We start from the raw sequence: 17,069 nt of genomic DNA, 5'->3' as shown, positions 1-17,069 counted from the left end.
TGTATCGCCTTGGAAAACGGGCAGGGGTGTTTCTGGTGAAGGTGGACTCGAACACGGCGGTTGTGACGATCTGTCGGGACGACGCGTATTTTCTGACCCGCTTCGTGCAGTATTACGGCGGGCTTTTCGGGCGCAACAACCTCTATATCATCAGCCACGGGGACGAGCCGCTGGTGCGCGAGCTGGCGCAGGGCTGCAACATCTTTCCGGTGCCCGCGATCGAGACAAGCCAGTTCACCATGCTGCATTGGCGCACCAAGAACCATCTCAAGAACGCGCTCAGGCAATGGTACAAACATGTGCTGGTCTGCGACGTGGATGAATTCGTGGTGGTCGATCCGGCGACGGGGATGAACCTGCGCACCTGGCTTGACGATGCACCGGGGCGAACCGTCTATACCGCGATGGGGCTTGAGATCGTGCATCTGCGCGACCGCGAAAAGGACGATATCGGCGGCGGTATCCTGGGCCCGCGCCGCCACGCGCAGGTGGCGCTGCACTATGCCAAGCCCTGTATCGTATCGCGCCCCGCCAAGATCGGGCGGGGCGGCCATTACGCCGAATACGAAAAGCTGAACATGCCGGATTTCCTCTACATGTTCCATATGAAGTATTGCGACTATGGGCTTTATGTCGAAACGCTCAACCGCCGCAACGCCTTCATCGAGAAACAGAAGGAGGTGGCCGGTGACGGCACCGTGCGCACCAACCCGAAATGGTTCGCCGACGGGCGCGACGACGATGCGGTGTTCAGCGCCTTCGAGCGGCGCCCGGTGGTTGAAAGCTTTGACCTCAGCCATGTGCGCGAGATCATGTATTCCACCTGGGAGCAGCGCGGCGACGGGCTGTGGCATTTCCACAGGCCCGAATATGACGAGCTTTACATGCTGCCCGTCCGGTTTGGCGGGGCCGACTGCGCCTGAGCCGGCCCCACGGGTTGTGTCGCGCTGATCAGCGGGTCAGCGCATCCAGGATCCGCGCCCACGAGCGGATACCCTTGTGGAAGCTTTCCACATCGTATTTCTCGTTTGGCGAATGGATGGCGTCGTCGTCATTGGCATAGCCCACCAGCATCGAATCGAGCCCCAGCACCGACTTGAAGAAGCCGACCACCGGGATCGAGCCGCCCATGCCGGTGAACACCGCCTCGCGGCCCCATTCGTCGGACAGCGCGCCGCGGGCGGCCTCCATCTCGGGGCGGGCGATGTTCATCACCGAGGCTTTGGATCCTTCCAGATCGTTGTCCCAGATCACCCCTGCATCGGGGCTGAGCTGTGCCTCGACATGTTTGCGGATCGCGACGCGCAGCTTGTCGGGGTCCTGATCGCCGACCAGCCGGCAAGTGATCTTGCAATGGGCCTGGGCCGGGATCACCGTCTTGGACCCCGCGCCGTTATAGCCGCCCCACAGCCCGTTGACCTCAAGCGTCGGGCGCGCCCATTGCTGTTCCAGCGTGGAATAGCCCTGTTCGCCATGCGCCTGACTATAGCCGACCGAGTTCAGATACTCACTCTCGTCAAAGCCGCAGCTTTCCCATTGGCGCAGCTGCTCGGCTGGCACCTCGTGCACGCCTTCGTAAAAGCCTTCGACCGCAACGCGCCCCGTCTCTTGGTCATAGAACGAGGTCACGATGCGCGACAGCTCGCGCAGCGGGTTCAGGCCGGGGCCGCCGTAATGGCCCGAATGCAGGTCGATGCGCGGCCCGGTGATGGTGAACTCATCCTTGAGCATGCCGCGCAGCTGGGCGGCAATCGAGGGCACCCCGCGCGATACCATCGAGGTGTCGCAGACCAGCGCGATATCGGCCTTCAACTCTTCGGCATTGGCCTGAAGGAAGGGCACCAGCGAGGGAGAGCCGCTTTCTTCCTCGCCCTCGAAGAAAAAAGTGATGCGGCAGGGCAGGGTGCCATGCACCGCCTTCCAGGCGCGACAGGCCTCGACAAAGGTCATCAACTGGCCCTTGTCGTCCGAGGACCCGCGGCCCCGGATCACGCGCCCGTTCGGGGTGTCTTCCAGTTGCGGTTCAAAGGGCGGGCTGGTCCACAGGTTCAGCGGGTCGACCGGCTGCACGTCGTAATGGCCATAAAACAGCACATGCGGGGCGTCGTCATGATCGGCCTCCACATGACCCACCACCATCGGGCGGCCCGGGGTGGGGCGCTTTTCGGCGGCGATACCGATCCCGGCCAGATCGGCCACCAGCCAGTCGGCGGCCTGATCACAGGCCTCGGCATAGGCCGGATCGGTCGAGATCGAGGGGATGCGCAGCAGTTCCATCAGCCGCTCGATAGCGGCGGGCAGGTCGGCGTCGATACGCGAGAGGACGTCGTCGAGGGACATCGGGCGGTTCCTTGTCTTGCGGGATATTCGGGGCGGAGCCTAGCAGTCCCGCCCGCCCTGTCCAGTGGCCGCCGTTCCCGATGGGAAACCGCACGCAAGGTTTACGGCACCCTTTTGCCGTTTTTTGCGCCTATCGGGGCGCTCCCCACCTTGTCCCCGTAAAAGCGGCGGTCTAATTGACCCAAGTCAAGGCTGCGACATCGGGGCCGGATGTAGACAGTTGAAAAAATGATGCGCCGCAGATATCCATTCACGAACGCGAATGTGGCGCAGACCCTGACCTGCCGCAACCCGGCCGCACGATACGAAGGAGGATCCGGTGGACTATTCGGTTAAACTCGACGCCGCCATTCAGAAGCTTCACGACGAAGGCCGCTATCGCACCTTCATCGACATCGAACGGCGCAAGGGCCATTTTCCGCACGCGGTCTGGACCCGTCCGGACGGCAGCGAGAAAGAGATCACCGTCTGGTGCGGCAACGATTACCTGGGCATGGGCCAGAACCCGGTCGTACTGGACGCGATGCAAGAGGCGCTGGTCGCCGCTGGCGCCGGTTCGGGCGGCACCCGCAACATTTCGGGCACCACCGTCTATCACAAACGGCTCGAAGCCGAGCTGGCCGATCTGCACGGCAAGGAGGCGGCGCTGCTTTTCACCTCGGCCTATATCGCCAATGACGCGACGCTGAGCACCCTGCCCAAGCTGTTCCCCGGCCTGATCATCTATTCCGACGCGCTCAACCATGCCTCGATGATCGAGGGTGTGCGCCGCAATGGTGGCGCCAAGCGCATCTTCCGCCATAACGACGTGGCGCATCTGCGCGAGCTGCTGGCCGCCGACGACCCGGCCGCTCCCAAGCTCATCGTTTTTGAATCGGTCTATTCGATGGATGGCGATTTCGGCCCGATCGCGGACATCTGCGACCTTGCCGACGAATTCGGCGCGCTCACCTATATCGACGAGGTGCACGCGGTCGGCATGTATGGTCCGCGCGGTGGCGGCGTGACCGAGCGCGACAACCTTGCCCATCGCATCGACATCATCAACGGCACCCTGGCCAAGGCCTATGGCGTGATGGGCGGCTATATCGCCGCCAGCGCGAAAATGTGCGATGCGATACGTTCTTATGCGCCGGGCTTCATCTTTACCACCTCGCTGCCGCCTGCGGTTGCGGCGGGGGCGGCGGCCTCGGTCGCCTATCTGAAAGGCGCGCAGGAATTGCGCGATCAGCACCAGACCCAGGCCCGCATCCTGAAACTGCGGCTCAAGGGGCTGGGCCTGCCGCTGATCGACCACGGCAGCCATATCGTGCCGGTGATCGTGGGTGACCCGGTCCACACCAAGAAGCTGAGCGACATGCTGCTGGAAGATTTCGGCATCTATGTGCAGCCGATCAACTTCCCCACCGTGCCGCGCGGAACCGAGCGTCTGCGCTTTACCCCCTCGCCGGTGCACGGGCCCAAGGAGGTCGACAAGCTGGTGCATGCAATGGACGCGCTTTGGTCCCATTGTGCGCTGAATCGCGCCGAACTGGCCGGGTAAAGTCACGCGCCCGTGTGCAAATCCTTTGCCCTATGTTAGGGTTGAGGTAACAACAGGCACGGACGAATCGTTATGGGGACGATTCCCGGCGCTGTCAGGCATATCTGACAGCTAACTTGGGGCGGCAGGATGATCGGGCGCAGGTCTCAGCGCAAGTCGGCAGACGTAGAAGAGGAGAAGCCGCGCGGCTTCGACGATTTCGAATTGCGTCTGGGCGATACCATGCGGGGCGAACGCGCCACCATGGGCAAGTCGCTGCTTGATGTGCAGCGCGAGCTTCGGATCAAGGCCAACTATATCGCCGCCATCGAAAATTGTGACCCATCCGCCTTTGACACACCCGGTTTCATCGCCGGGTATGTCCGTTCTTATGCCCGCTATCTGGGCATGAACCCGGATGACTGTTTCGCCCAGTTCTGCGCCGAAAGCGGGTTCGAGGTGGCGCATGGCATGTCGGCCCAGGCCTCGAGCGTCAAGAAACCCGGTATCCCAGCGCAGCGTCGTCCTGTCAGCAACGATCCCTTCATCGCGCCCAACACACCCTTTGCACCGGGCCGCGACTCCCTTCTGTCGCAGATCGAACCGCGTGCCATCGGCTCGATCCTGGTGCTGGCCGCGCTGATCGGCGGCATCGGTTATGGCGGCTGGTCGGTTCTGAAAGAAGTGCAGCAGGTGCAGGTGGCGCCGGTCGAACAGGCGCCGCTGGTGCTGTCCGATCTCGATCCGCTGAATGGCGCCGGTGGCACGCTGGAAACCGCGATGGCGCCCCCCTCGGTCGAGGCGCTGGATCGGCTTTATCGCCCGCAGGCGCTGGATGTTCCGGTGCTGGTGGCCCGCGATGCGCCGATCGCAACGCTGGACCCGCGCACCGTGGGCAACTTCCAGGCCCCCGAACTGCCCGAAATACAGCTGAGCGCCACCCAGCGCGCGGTCGAGGCGCTGTTGCCGCAGGTCGTCGAAGACCTCGAACCGACGCTCAAGATCGTTGCTGTCAGCCCGGCCTGGATGCGGGTCACCGCTGCCGATGGCAGCGTGATCTTCGAAGGCACGCTGGGCACGGTCGAGCAGGGCAGCATCTATGAGATCCCGCTGACCGAAGAGCCGCCGACCCTGCGGGTTGGCGAATCGGGCGCCGTCTACTTTGCCATGAACGGCGCGCATTTTGGCCCCGTGGGTCCGCGCGGCACCGTCACCAAGAACGTTCAACTGTCCATGGATGCCGTCTTCGAGCGGTTTGAGATCGCCGACCTGGAAGCCGAACAGAACTTTGCCCTGCGCCAGTTGCTGGTGGCCGAGGCGCAGAACACCCAGCCCCAACAGGCCGCGGCGGACTGATCCGCTTGCCGCCACCGGCGCGGGGGCCTATCTAGGGGGCAACCCGTCCCGCTGAACAGGTTTGGCCCCATGTCCCACAATCCCGTGCGCCCCTGGCGCAATGTCTATCGCCGCAAATCGCGCCAGATCATGGTGGGCAATGTGCCTGTCGGGGGCGATGCGCCGATCTCGGTCCAGACCATGACCAACACGCTGACCACCGATGTGGCCGCCACCGTGGCCCAGGTGCAGGCGGCGGCCGAGGCGGGGGCGGATATCGTACGGGTCTCGGTCCCGGACGAGGCCAGCGCGCGGGCCCTGCGCGAGATCGTGCGCGAAAGCCCGGTGCCCATCGTGGCCGATATCCATTTCCACTATCGCCGCGGGATCGAGGCGGCCGAGGCGGGTGCGGCCTGTCTGCGCATCAACCCCGGCAATATCGGCAGCCCGGACCGGGTGCGCGAGGTGATCAGGGCCGCGCGCGATCATGGATGCTCGATCCGTATCGGGGTGAACGCCGGCAGCCTGGAAAAGCACCTGCTGGAGAAATACGGCGAGCCGTGCCCCGAGGCGATGGTGGAAAGCGGGCTGGAGCATATCCGCATCCTGCAGGACAACGATTTCCACGAGTACAAGATCAGCGTGAAGGCCAGCGACGTGTTCCTGTCGGCCGCCGCCTATCAGGGCATCGCCGAGGCCACCGACGCGCCCATTCACCTCGGCATCACCGAGGCGGGCGGGCTGGTCAGCGGCACCATCAAATCGGCTATTGGGTTGGGGAACCTGCTGTGGATGGGGATCGGCGACACGATCCGCGTCAGTCTCAGCGCCGATCCGGTCGAAGAGGTCAAGGTCGGCTACGAGATCCTCAAGTCACTGGGTCTGCGCCATCGCGGCGTCAACATCATCTCGTGCCCCAGCTGCGCGCGGCAGGGGTTTGACGTGATCAAGACGGTCGAGGCGCTGGAAAAGCGGCTGGAGCACATCAAGACGCCGATGAGCCTGTCGATCATCGGCTGCGTGGTGAACGGCCCGGGCGAGGCGCTGATGACCGATGTCGGCTTTACCGGCGGTGGCGCCGGGTCGGGCATGGTCTATCTGGCGGGCAAGGCCAGCCACAAGATGTCCAACGAGCGCATGATCGACCATATCGTCGAAGAGGTCGAGAAAAAGGCCGCCGCGCTCGACGCCGCCTCCGCCGCCGAAGCGGCGGAGTAGGTTTCGCTTATCCGGCGCGGGCCATTGGGGCGCCGGGCCGGTTCCTTGATTGGCTCAGATCGCGCGACAGACGCGCGATCCGGGCTTCTTTCATCGACAGTTCCAGATCCAGACCTTCAAGCGTGCGGCGCAGGTCCTTAATCCGGTCCGTCTGTTGCCGGATGTGGAACTGCGACAGGCGCAATCTGCGGGCAGTGAGATACCACAGCGCAAAGAATCCGGCGGCGGGCAACAGGCCCGCAAGGGGGGCAAGGGTCGTCATATCCATGCCCCGAGCCTAGCCCGAAAAAGGTTAACAACCCGGTGACGCCCATCACGAAGATCTGGGCATTTTCGGGGCATTTCGCGGCGCCGGATTGGTCATTTCTGGTTGTCTCAATTTGATACATGAGGCATAGCCCCAGCGTGCCGATCGACAGGCGCAGCGCGGAACATGTAAGGCGGCGCGGCTGGATCGTCTCGCGCGATGATGTGAGAAATCGACAGGGTGACCCCCAGATGAAATTGCTTCTTTCTCTTGTTTTTGCGGGCTTCGCTTTTGCCTCTGCGGCTTCGGCGCAGACGGTGGTCGAGCGCGCCGATTTGATGGATGTGTTCGAAGAGGCCAGTCTTTCCGGCACCTTCGTCCTGTTCGATGTCACCTTGGACCAAATGCAGGTGGTCAATCGCGACCGTGCCGATGAGCGGTTCATACCGGCATCGACCTTCAAATTCGCCAACAGCCTGATCGCGCTGGAACTCGGTGCGGTTGCTGACGAAAACGAGCTGCTTCCTTACGGAGGGAGCCCGCAGCCGGTGAGCGCATGGGAACACGACATGACGATCGGCGAGGCCTTTGCGGTGTCCAATGTGCCGGTGTTTCAACATCTGGCGCGGCGGATCGGCCTGTCGCGGTATCCCCAATGGCTGACGGCGCTGTCCTATGGCAATGCCGAGCTTGGTCACGATGTGGAACACTTCTGGCTGAAAGGACCGCTCAGGATCAGTGCCGTGGAACAGGCTCGCTTCATGGCCGATCTGGCGCGCATGAGGCTGCCCTTTTCAGAGCGGACGCAACGGATCGTGCACGAGATCTCGATGATCGAGACGCGCAACGGGGCGGTGCTTCACGGCAAGAAGGGTTGGACGACCGCCCCGGACCCGGACACTGGCTGGTTCGTCGGCTGGGTCGCTCAGGGCGCGCGTATCTACAGCTTTGCGCTCAACATCGACATGAACGCACCTGACGATGCGCCGCAGCGGATGGCTCTCAGCCTGCAGCTGCTTGACAGGCTGGGCATCTATTGAGCGACAGGTCTAGACATTCACGAATGTCTAGACCGGGTTTCTTTGGTTCGGCTGGTGCGCGCTTGCTGCCTCAGCTGCGTTCGGCGCGCAGCGCGTCGACGATCTGCCGCATCTGATCGGCGGGCAGAAAGCCGCGCAGCATCTCGGTTTCCATCACAAAAGACGGCGTGCCCGAGATGTTCAGCCGCTGCGCCAACGCCCTTGTTTCGGCCAGGCGCCGGGTGACCTCTTCGCTTTCCATCTCGGCCAGGATGGCGTCGGTGTCGAGCCCCAACCCTTCGCCGATACGGCCCAGCGCCACTTCGTCGGCCTCGCCGGTAAAGTCGAGCAGCGCGTCATGCACCTGTTTATAGGCATCCGGTCCGGCCACGATCAGGGTGGCGACGGCAAAGCGCGACGAGGCCAGCGAGGCCTCGCCCAGGATCGGGAATTCCTTGATGATCAGGCGGATATTGCCGTCGGTCTTCAGCAGCTCGTCCACCTCGGGCACAGCGCGGCGGCAATAGCCGCAACGGTAATCCATGAACTCGACAAGGGTGATGTCGCCGTCGGGGTTGCCGCCGACCCAGGAATAGCCGTCATTGAAGAGCTCTTCGGCATTGACCTGCACCAGTTCCAGATCCTGCTGGGCCTCTTCCTGCGCCTTGCGCTGTTCCAGCAGGTTGACCGCCTCGATGATCACCTCGGGGTTTTCCAGCAGATAGGCACGGACCTGCTCGCCAAAGGCGGCGCGCTGGTCGGGGGTCATGTCGGACAGATCCAGCGCCTGGACCGGGGCCGACAGCAGCGACAGGGCCGTCACGGCCGGGGCAATATGGCGGAGCATCATCTCTTCCTTTTTACTGAGCGTTCCGATGCCAACAGCACATCCTGCGCCCGTTGCCAACCAGGGGATCCGGTGGGCAGGGCGCCAACAGCGCGTTTGGCGTGAATAAGGGCGTCTTCGGGCCGACCCTGAAGTGCATAGCGTTCGGCGGTCACCATCGAGGCCATGCCGTCATTGCCAAGCTTGGCATAGGCAACGGCCAGATCGCGCAACATGCGCAGGTCGCGATATTCGCGGGCGCGGGCGCGTTCCAGCACGTCCAGCGCGGCGCGGTCCTGTCCGGCGCTCAGCAGCGCGCGACCATACCCCGCCAGGATCAGCGCGTTGTTGGGGGCAAGGTCCACCGCCTGTTTATAGGTGGCGACGGCGGATTGGGTCTGCCGGTGTTCCATCAGGATCTGGCCCTTGAGTTCCACATAGTAAGGATCCTCGGGGCGCAGCGCGATGGCGCCGTCGATGGCGGCGCGGGCGCGGGCCAGATTGCGGTCGCGGTGCCAGGCGATCGCCTCGCGCATCAGGCGGATGTCGCGATGCTGCTCTTCGGCGGCGCGACCCAATGTCCATTTCGAGCTGCGCGAAAAGGCCGAAAGCTTGCCACGCACGCGCGCGAACCAGTATTCGGCATTGGGGTTCCCGGGGGCCTTGTCGCCATAGGATTGCAAGAAGGCCTCGGCATTGCGGATGCGGTCGCGGGTCAGCGGGTGGGACTGCATATAGGGGTCCTGCCGCCCGACGCTGAGCAATTCCTGCCCGGCAAAGGTGCGGTGCAGGTCGACCAGCCCGCGCAGCGATATGTCGGACCAGCGCAGATAGCTGGCGGCGGAGTTGTCCGCCGCCGACTCCTCGGCCCTTGTATGTTTCAGAAACCCGCGCAGGGCCGAGCTTTGCGTGCCTGCGGCGATCCCGGCGGCCGCATCGCCGCTGCCGGCCGCCGCCGCGATCAGGGACAGGGCCAGGCCCAGCTTGGACAGGGTCTGTGCATTCTCGAAATTGCCGATCCGTCGGGCGATATGGCCATTGGCGATATGGGCTGCCTCATGCGCGATCACCGCTTGCAAGATATCGGCGCGGGCGACCTTCTGGATCAGGCCGGAATGGATGAAGATGGCATTGTGATCCAGCACAAAAGCGTTGAGCGAACTGTCATCCACCACCAACAGCTTGACCCGGCGCGGGTTCAGCCCGGCGGCGCGCAGGATGGGAAAGGCCAGCTCCTCCAGCCCGTTTTCGATATCGGGATCGCGCAACAGGGTGATGGCCGATGCGGTACCGGCCGTGACCAGCCAGAGCGCGGTCACCAGAACCAGGGCCGGGATTGACGCCAGCCGGGATACGCGGTCAAAAGCCATGGCCGCACATTGGGAGATTGCCGTGAAAAACTCAAGCCGATCCGCCGTCGATCCCTTTATCGTGATGGATGTGATGGAGGCCGCCCGCCGTGCCGAAGAGGCCGGGCGCCGCATCATCCACATGGAGGTGGGCCAGCCGGGCACCGGCGCCCCCAGGGGCGCGGTCGAGGCATTGGCCAAGTCCTTGGAAACAGACGCTTTGGGCTATACCGTGGCGCTGGGCCTGCCGGCGCTGCGCCAACGCATCGCGCGGCTGTATGGCGAGTGGTACGGGGTCGATCTGGACCCCGGTCGGGTGGTGATCACGCCCGGATCCTCCGGCGGATTCCTGCTGGCCTTTACCGCGCTTTTCGACAGCGGCGACCGGGTGGGGATCGGTGCGCCGGGCTACCCCTCGTACCGCCAGATCCTGCGGGCGCTGGGGCTGGTGCCGGTTGATCTGCCCACGGCGCCGGAAAACCGGCTGCAACCGGTGCCTGCGGATTTTGCCGGGCTTGATCTGGCCGGGCTGATGGTCGCCTCACCGGCCAACCCGACCGGCACCATGCTGGACCATGCCGCCATGGGTGCCCTGATCGAGGCGGCGCAGGCGCAGGGCGCCAGTTTCATCAGCGACGAAATCTATCACGGCATCGAATACGAGGCCAAGGCGGTGACCGCGCTGGAGCTGACCGACGAGTGCTATGTGATCAATTCGTTCTCGAAGTATTTCTCGATGACCGGTTGGCGCGTGGGCTGGATGGTGGTGCCCGAGGATCAGGTGCGCGTGGTCGAACGGATCGCCCAGAATATGTTCATCTGCGCCCCCCATGCCAGCCAGGTCGCAGCACTGGCGGCGCTGGATTGCGACGCGGAATTGCAAGCCAATCTGGATGTTTACAAGGCAAACCGCAAGCTGATGCTGGAGCGGTTGCCCAAGGCCGGGTTCACCCGTATCGCGCCGCCCGACGGGGCATTCTATGTCTATGCCGATGTTTCGGATCTGACCGATGACAGCCGGGCCTTTGCCGCCGAGATCCTGGAAAAGGCGGGTGTGGCGGTGACGCCGGGGCTGGATTTCGACCCCGAGCGCGGGGCGGGCACATTGCGCTTTTCCTATGCGCGCGCCACGGCGGATATCGAGGAAGGGCTGGACCGGCTCGAAGCCTTCATGCAGGCCCGGGGATGACGGTTTGCACGGGCTGTGCAGCGCGCTATCGTGATCATCACGGGCGAGAGAAAGCAGAACCATGAGCAGGATCTTCCTTTGTTTGGCGCTGATCTGGGCGGCGCTGCCGGCCCTGGCGCAGGATTTCAGCGGCCTGGCCCGGATCCGGCCCGATGAAAGCCGCATCGAAACGGTGCCGCGCGGCGGGCTGCGGCTGGTGCTGGGGCTGAGCCAGGGGGTGCCCTATCGGCTGTTCACGCTGGATGCGCCGCGCCGGCTGGTGCTGGATTTCCAGGAGGTGGACTGGACCGGCCTGAGTGCCGAGGCACTCGATCAAAGCGATCTGGTGAGCGCCCTGCAATTCGGCACCTATCTGCCCGGCTGGTCGCGGATGGTGCTGGAACTGGCTTCGCCGCTGGCAGTTGATCAGGTGGCGATGGTGGTGGACGAGGCCACCGGCGGTGCCCGGCTGGAGGTTGCCTTGCGCGCGTCGGATGACGAAAGCTTTGCCGCCAGTGCCGGTGCGCCGCAAGACCCGCGCTGGGACCTGCCCGCGCCCGAGGCCCTGCCGGCGCTGCCCGAGCGCGGTGCGGATGCACCGCTGCGGGTGGTGCTCGACCCCGGCCATGGCGGCATCGACCCGGGGGCCGAGATCGAGGGCGTGGTGGAAAAGCACCTGATGCTGCGCTTTGCCCGCGAACTCAGCGAGGTACTGCTGCGCTCGGGCGGGTTCGAGGTGGTGCTGACCCGCGACGGCGATCATTTCGTGTCACTGGAACGGCGCATCGCGCTGGCCCATGAGGCGGGGGCGGATGTCTTCATCTCGCTGCATGCGGATTCGCTGAGCGAGGGGCTGGCCCATGGCGCGACCGTGCATGTGCTGGCGCAGGAGGCCTCGGACATCGCCTCGGCCAAACTGGCCGAGCGGCACGACCGCGACGACCTGCTCTCGGGCGTCGATCTGAGCGCCACCGACGACCGGGTGACCGATGTGCTGCTGGATCTGGCGCGCCAGGAGACCCGGCCGCGCACCGAGGCGCTGGCGCGCGCGCTGGTCGATGGCATGACCCAGCAGGGCGGGCCGATGAACCGCCGCCCCCTGCGCGGGGCGTCGTTCTCGGTGCTGAAGGCCGCCGATATCCCCTCGGTCCTGATCGAAATCGGCTTTCTGTCGAGTCCGCGCGATCTGAAGAACCTGCAAGACGCGAAGTGGCGCGCCGCAATGGCGGCAGGCATCCGCAACGGGCTGGAAAACTGGCGCCAGGCCGATCTGGAACGGCGCGGGCTGGTCCGCCAATAGCGCGTGCCTTGGGGGAGGAACCGGGGCGCTGCCCCGGACCCCGAGGTATTTTTCAACAGAAGAAAGCGGCACGTGGCGGCAAAACTGTGCCGGGCGTTTTGACCATGGCGCGCGAGAAGCCTATATAGAAGCCACCGCGGTAAAAAGGCAGCCTAAGTGATCCGGTTCATCCTCTCTTTCTTCGGGGCGATCTTCAGCCTCGTCACCTTGGGTGTTTTCATGGTCGCGCTGACCATCGGGGGCGTGTTCTGGATGTATGGCCGCGACCTGCCCAGCCACGAATCGCTGGCCCAGTACAAGCCGCCGACGATCAGCCGGATCTATTCGGGCGAGGGGCAGCTGATCGACGAGTTTGCCAAAGAACGGCGCCTGTTCACCCCGGCGGACGAAATCCCCGATCTGATCAAGCAGGCCTTCATTTCGGCCGAGGACAAGAATTTCTATACCCACCAGGGCTATGACCTGCGCGGGATCGCGGCTGCCGGGATCGAGGCGGTGCGCTCGCGCGGGAGCAATGTGCGCGGCGCCTCGACCATCACCCAGCAGGTGATGAAGAACTTCCTCTTGTCGGGCGACCGCAAGGCCGAGCGCAAGATCAAGGAGATCATCCTGGCCGCAAGGCTGGAGCAGACGCTGAACAAGGAACAGATCCTCGAGCTGTACATGAACGAGATCTTCCTCGGCCAGAACTCCTATGGTGTGACGGCGGCCGCGCAGACCTATTTCAACAAGACCCTGGCGGAACTGGCCCCGCATGAGGCCGCGACCTTGGCTGCGATGCCCAAGGCGCCGTCGGATTATCACCCGGTGCGCGAGCGCCAGCGGCTGCTGGACCGGCGCAACTATGTGCTGCGCGAGATGCGCGAGAACGGCTATATCGACATGGCCACTTATGAGGCCGAGCGCGAGATGCCGCTGCGCTCGGTTCAGAACGGCGATTTCGAAGGTTTCCGCACCGCCCTGCCGCCGCGCGATTATTTCACCGACGAGATCCGGCGCCAGCTGAGCGAGGATTTCGGCGAGGGAGAATTCTTTACTGGCGGCTTCACCGTGCGCGCCTCGATCGACGAGGAGATGCAGGTGGAGGCGGCCAAGGCGCTGCGCGAGGCCCTGCAGAAGTACGATCGCGGGCGCGGCAAGTGGCACGGCACCGGCAAGAGCATCGAACCGGCCAAGCTGGGCGATGAAGAGGTCTGGCGGGCTGAACTGGCCGCGACCGAGGTGGCGCGCGACGTCGATCTGGGCGGGCGCTGGCATCCGGCGGTGGTGCTGGGCGTGGGCGAACAGGACCTGAGCGTCGGGGTCGAGGACGGCCCGGCCAAGGGGCGTGTGCCGCGCTCGGACATCAAGTGGATGAAGGGCAGCTTCAAGGATAATTTCAAGCTGGGCGACGTGGTGCTGGTGCGCAAGGCGGACGAGGACTGGTCGCTGCGCCAGGTGCCCGAGGTGCAGGGCGGGTTCATGGCGATGGACGTCAATACCGGCCGGGTGCTCGCGATGCAGGGCGGGTTCAGCTATCAGGACTCGGTGTTCAACCGCGCCACCCAGGCGCTGCGCCAACCCGGGTCGAGCTTCAAGCCATTTGTCTATGCCGCGGCGCTGGACAGCGGCTACAGCCCGGCGACCATCGTGGTTGACGCGCCGATCGAGGTGAATACGCCCCAAGGCCTGTGGCGACCCAAGAACGCGTCCAACAAGTTCTACGGACCGACACCGCTCAGGACCGGGATCGAACGGTCGCGGAACCTGATGACCATCCGACTGGCGCAAGAGGTGTCGATGCCGGTGGTGGCGGGCTATGCCGAACGGTTCGGGGTATATGACCACATGGGCCCCTTCCTGGCCAACGCGCTGGGATCGGAAGAGACCACGCTTTACAAGATGGTGGCCGCCTATGCCATGTTCGCCAATGGCGGCGAGCGGGTGGAGCCGACCCTGGTTGACCGGATCCAGGACCGGTTCGGCAAGACCATCTATCGCCACGACCAGCGTGACTGCGTTGATTGCCTGTCGGACCGTCTGGAGCCGGATCAGGCCCCGCGCATCGTGACCAACCGCGAGCGGGTGATGAATGCGATCACCGCCTATCAGTTGACCTCGATGATGCGCGGCGTGGTCGAGCGCGGCACCGCCAGTGGCACGGTCAAGCTGCCGGTGCCCACCGCGGGCAAGACCGGCACCACCAACGATGCCAAGGATGTGTGGTTCATCGGCTTCACATCGAATATCGTGGCCGGCTGCTATATCGGTTATGACCGGCCGCAGCCGCTGGGCCGGGGGGCGTCGGGGGGCGGCATGTGCGGCCCGGTGTTCCAGAGTTTCATGACCGAGGCGGTCAAGAAATTCGGCGGCGGCCCCTTCGAAATTCCGCCGGGCGGGCATTTCATCAAGATCGACCGTTTCACCGGCGCGCGTCTGCCCGATGACGCTTCGGGCGAGTATGTAGTGGCCGAGTACTTCCGCGACGGCGAAGAGCCGATCTTTGGTCTGACCTATGACGGTGGCTTTGCCATGGGATCGAACCTGCCGCTGTTCGAAGAGGTGCAGCAATCCGGCCAGCAGGTGCGCACCTCGACCGGGGCGGTCACCACGGTGGGGCCCAAGGCGAATTTCGGCACTGTCAGTTCCGGCGGGCTTTACTGAAGCAAGGCGCGTGCCAGAACCGAGGCCTCGTGTTGGCGCAGGCAGAGCCGCGCGGTTTCGTCGAAACCGCCACAGCCGCTGCGCAATTCGGGGAAGAGCGCAAACAGCTCATCGCGGGCCGGTTCGGCCAGCGCCTCCAATCCCAGGCTGCCGGGAAAGAAACTCTCCGAGGCGACGCCTTCGGCATAGATGATCTCATGCCGGTCGAACATCAGGTGGACATAGGTCACCGTCGGGCAGGGCGCGCGGCGAATATGGCGATCGTCGCGCAGATGGACAGCGGCGGCCAGCACCTCGGTCTGGCCGGTCAGCAGCGATGCCTGATAGCCGCTCAGCAACAGGCGGTGCTGTGGCGAGACAAGGAGATCGCGCAGCGCGCCCAGCTTGCCGCTGGCGATGCGAATGGGGGCGAACCGTCCCTTGCCGGGAACGCTGCGGCGCCCGGTCCAGCGCACCGGTTGCAAGCCGTTGTCGCGGGTCAGCACCAGATCGCCCACCGCGATATCCTCGATCGCGCGGCCACCCCGGTCGGTCTCGATGCGGGTGCCGGCGGCAAAGCAGATGATGTTCTCGATGCCCGAGAAATTGACCACGGTGCCGTCGGCCAACAGCGCCGAACCGCTCATGGCGCCGGTCACCGTGTCGGTGCTGGTGATGTTGAGTGAACCCCAGTCGAGATTGCCCTGGAAATCCAGCGTATCGCCATCGGTCTGACCGTCATCGCCGCCGACGATGGTGATGGTGCCGGACCCGGTCTCGGACAGATCGGTGATCTGGATCAGGTCGTCGCCGCTGCCGCCCAGCACGCTGTCGCCCTCGGCTGCGATCAGGGTGTCATTGCCGGCGCCACCGGTCAGGCTGTCGGACCCGGCACCACCGATCAGGCTGTCATCGCCGCCGCCGCCGTCCAGCAGGTCGTCGCCCAGGCCGCCATCCAGTGTGTCGTTGCCGGGGATGACCTCTTCGGGCAGGGGGGTAAAGGTAACGCCGGTCACGGTATAGTCCGACCCGTCGGTCCCATCGGTCTGCGGTTTCGCGGTCAGCACCAGAGTGTCGAAACTGCCGACGCCCGAGATCGAGATGGTGCCACTGCCGCTGCCGGAACCCTGTTCGGTGAAATCACCCTCGGCCACCAGGGTACCGTCGTTGTAGACCGCCCAATGCCCGACCTCGGCATAACCGGCAGTATAGAGGTGGGCGAAGTCGAACGAGGCCTCGCTGGCGCCGTTGTCAAAGGTGATGGTGACATTCTCGGACAGGCCCGAGGCCTTGTCATAGCCGATCTGGGCCGAGACCGCGCTGTCGCTGTCGGAAATGGTGCCGCTGGCCCCGAAGCCGCCGCTGTAGGTGCCGATATTGGCGCTGCTGGCGCTGGTCAGCGCGCCGCCGACCACGTTTTGCGCGGTGACGGTAAAGCCGCTGCCGGTATCGGCATAGTTGGTGATGTCGATGGTCACCGGATCGGGGGCAAGGGCTGACGGATCGGCGTCGCCGATCAGCGTATCACCGCCCGATCCGCCCATCAGGCTGTCATCGCCCTCGCCGCCGATGACCTTGTCGGCGCCGCCGCCTGCGCTGACGGTATCGTTGCCGCCGCCGGCGTCGACCGTGTCACTCGTGGGGCCGCCATTGTCGATCTGGTCGCCATCGGTATCGGTATAGCCCGCGTCGATCACCTCACCCGCGTCGGTGCCAGAGACGATGCCGTCATTGCTGCTGTAGGCAGGTGCCGTTGTCGCGCTGGCCGAGCTGATGCTGTCGACCGGCCCGTAATCGGGTACGAAATAGACATTGCCATCGGTGGACAGGTAATACGAACCCGGCTCGACCTCGTTGAAATAGCTGGTGCCGCCGGCCGTGCCGGACCAGGTCCAGGACCCGGCACCCAATGCGGTGTCGGTGCTGAAGGTGGTCAGGCCACCACCAATCACATCGTTCGGGTTAAGCGACCCGTCCCCCAAGGTGACAAGGTATCCCTGCGGCATTCGTACATCCCAATTGTTGGCGTGACCCCGAAAAATCGCGGCCTGCGAGCGAGCATTGAATGTACTGGTTAAGAAAATTGTCCCCGATTGGACCGAGTTGGCGCGGATTTATGTCAA

At 64.4% G+C, this 17,069-nt stretch carries 13 protein-coding genes; 8 read left to right on the top strand and 5 right to left on the bottom strand.

Annotation, left to right across the window (positions count from 1 at the left end; all coding sequences use genetic code 11):
- The first annotated feature begins 35 nt into the window (after positions 1–35).
- The gene (locus SPO_RS13180) at positions 36–923 is read left to right on the top strand and encodes a glycosyltransferase family 2 protein (RefSeq protein ID WP_158454177.1); all 888 of its coding nucleotides are present in this window, start codon (positions 36–38) and stop codon (positions 921–923) included.
- A gap of 28 nt (positions 924–951) precedes the next feature.
- On the opposite strand, the gene SPO_RS13175 is transcribed toward SPO_RS13180, so the two are convergent.
- Positions 952–2,340, bottom strand: a complete 1,389-nt coding sequence (locus SPO_RS13175; protein WP_011048302.1) for a M20/M25/M40 family metallo-hydrolase — start codon at positions 2,338–2,340, stop codon at positions 952–954.
- Positions 2,341–2,659: 319 nt separating this feature from the next.
- Between SPO_RS13175 and hemA the strand changes: the two genes are divergently transcribed.
- The 3 genes from hemA (at position 2,660) to ispG (ending at position 6,415) form a co-directional block, all read left to right on the top strand.
- The gene (gene hemA / locus SPO_RS13170; RefSeq protein ID WP_011048301.1) at positions 2,660–3,883 is read left to right on the top strand and encodes a 5-aminolevulinate synthase; all 1,224 of its coding nucleotides are present in this window, start codon (positions 2,660–2,662) and stop codon (positions 3,881–3,883) included.
- Between the two features lie 129 nt (positions 3,884–4,012).
- Complete coding sequence (locus tag SPO_RS13165) at positions 4,013–5,218, top strand: helix-turn-helix domain-containing protein (RefSeq protein ID WP_030003230.1); 1,206 nt, start codon at positions 4,013–4,015, stop codon at positions 5,216–5,218.
- A 69-nt stretch (positions 5,219–5,287) separates the two neighbouring features.
- Positions 5,288–6,415, top strand: a complete 1,128-nt coding sequence (gene ispG, locus SPO_RS13160) for a flavodoxin-dependent (E)-4-hydroxy-3-methylbut-2-enyl-diphosphate synthase (RefSeq protein WP_011048299.1) — start codon at positions 5,288–5,290, stop codon at positions 6,413–6,415.
- 7 nt (positions 6,416–6,422) lie between these two features.
- Here the strand turns inward: ispG and SPO_RS13155 are convergent, their stop codons facing one another.
- Positions 6,423–6,683: a hypothetical protein gene (locus tag SPO_RS13155; protein WP_011048298.1), complete on the bottom strand. Its 261-nt coding sequence runs from the start codon at positions 6,681–6,683 to the stop codon at positions 6,423–6,425.
- Positions 6,684–6,913: 230 nt separating this feature from the next.
- Here SPO_RS13155 and blaOXA point away from each other — a divergent pair, with 230 nt between their 5' ends.
- A complete protein-coding gene (gene blaOXA, locus SPO_RS13150) occupies positions 6,914–7,702 on the top strand; it encodes a class D beta-lactamase (RefSeq protein WP_011048297.1) in 789 nt (262 codons plus the stop codon).
- Positions 7,703–7,772: 70 nt separating this feature from the next.
- On the opposite strand, the gene SPO_RS13145 is transcribed toward blaOXA, so the two are convergent.
- Both SPO_RS13145 and SPO_RS13140 read right to left on the bottom strand, forming a co-directional pair.
- On the bottom strand, positions 7,773–8,531 hold the full coding sequence (locus SPO_RS13145; protein WP_011048296.1) for a DsbA family protein: 759 nt from the start codon (positions 8,529–8,531) through the stop codon (positions 7,773–7,775).
- The gene (locus SPO_RS13140; RefSeq protein WP_011048295.1) at positions 8,528–9,877 is read right to left on the bottom strand and encodes a M48 family metalloprotease; all 1,350 of its coding nucleotides are present in this window, start codon (positions 9,875–9,877) and stop codon (positions 8,528–8,530) included. The genes SPO_RS13145 and SPO_RS13140 overlap by 4 nt, the downstream gene beginning before the upstream one ends.
- A gap of 22 nt (positions 9,878–9,899) precedes the next feature.
- Here SPO_RS13140 and SPO_RS13135 point away from each other — a divergent pair, with 22 nt between their 5' ends.
- The 3 genes from SPO_RS13135 to SPO_RS13125 all read left to right on the top strand — a co-directional run bounded on the left by SPO_RS13135 (position 9,900) and on the right by SPO_RS13125 (position 14,967).
- Entirely contained in the window at positions 9,900–11,045 is a 1,146-nt protein-coding gene (locus SPO_RS13135; protein WP_044029277.1) for a pyridoxal phosphate-dependent aminotransferase, read from the top strand.
- Between the two features lie 61 nt (positions 11,046–11,106).
- Positions 11,107–12,324 carry an N-acetylmuramoyl-L-alanine amidase gene (locus SPO_RS13130; protein ID WP_011048293.1) on the top strand — a complete coding sequence of 406 codons (1,218 nt, stop codon included), beginning with the start codon at positions 11,107–11,109 and terminating at the stop codon, positions 12,322–12,324.
- 156 nt (positions 12,325–12,480) lie between these two features.
- A complete protein-coding gene (locus SPO_RS13125) occupies positions 12,481–14,967 on the top strand; it encodes a penicillin-binding protein 1A (RefSeq protein ID WP_011048292.1) in 2,487 nt (828 codons plus the stop codon).
- Here the strand turns inward: SPO_RS13125 and SPO_RS13120 are convergent.
- Positions 14,961–16,952 carry a Hint domain-containing protein gene (locus SPO_RS13120; protein ID WP_011048291.1) on the bottom strand — a complete coding sequence of 664 codons (1,992 nt, stop codon included), beginning with the start codon at positions 16,950–16,952 and terminating at the stop codon, positions 14,961–14,963. The two genes, SPO_RS13125 and SPO_RS13120, sit on opposite strands and share 7 nt — an antisense overlap.
- Between the last annotated feature and the right edge of the window lie 117 nt (positions 16,953–17,069).

The sequence above is a fragment of the Ruegeria pomeroyi DSS-3 genome (assembly GCF_000011965.2).
Taxonomy (GTDB): domain Bacteria; phylum Pseudomonadota; class Alphaproteobacteria; order Rhodobacterales; family Rhodobacteraceae; genus Ruegeria_B; species Ruegeria_B pomeroyi.
The sequence above is the reverse complement of the archived record's forward strand: the minus strand, read 5'-3'. Positions and strand labels throughout refer to the sequence as shown.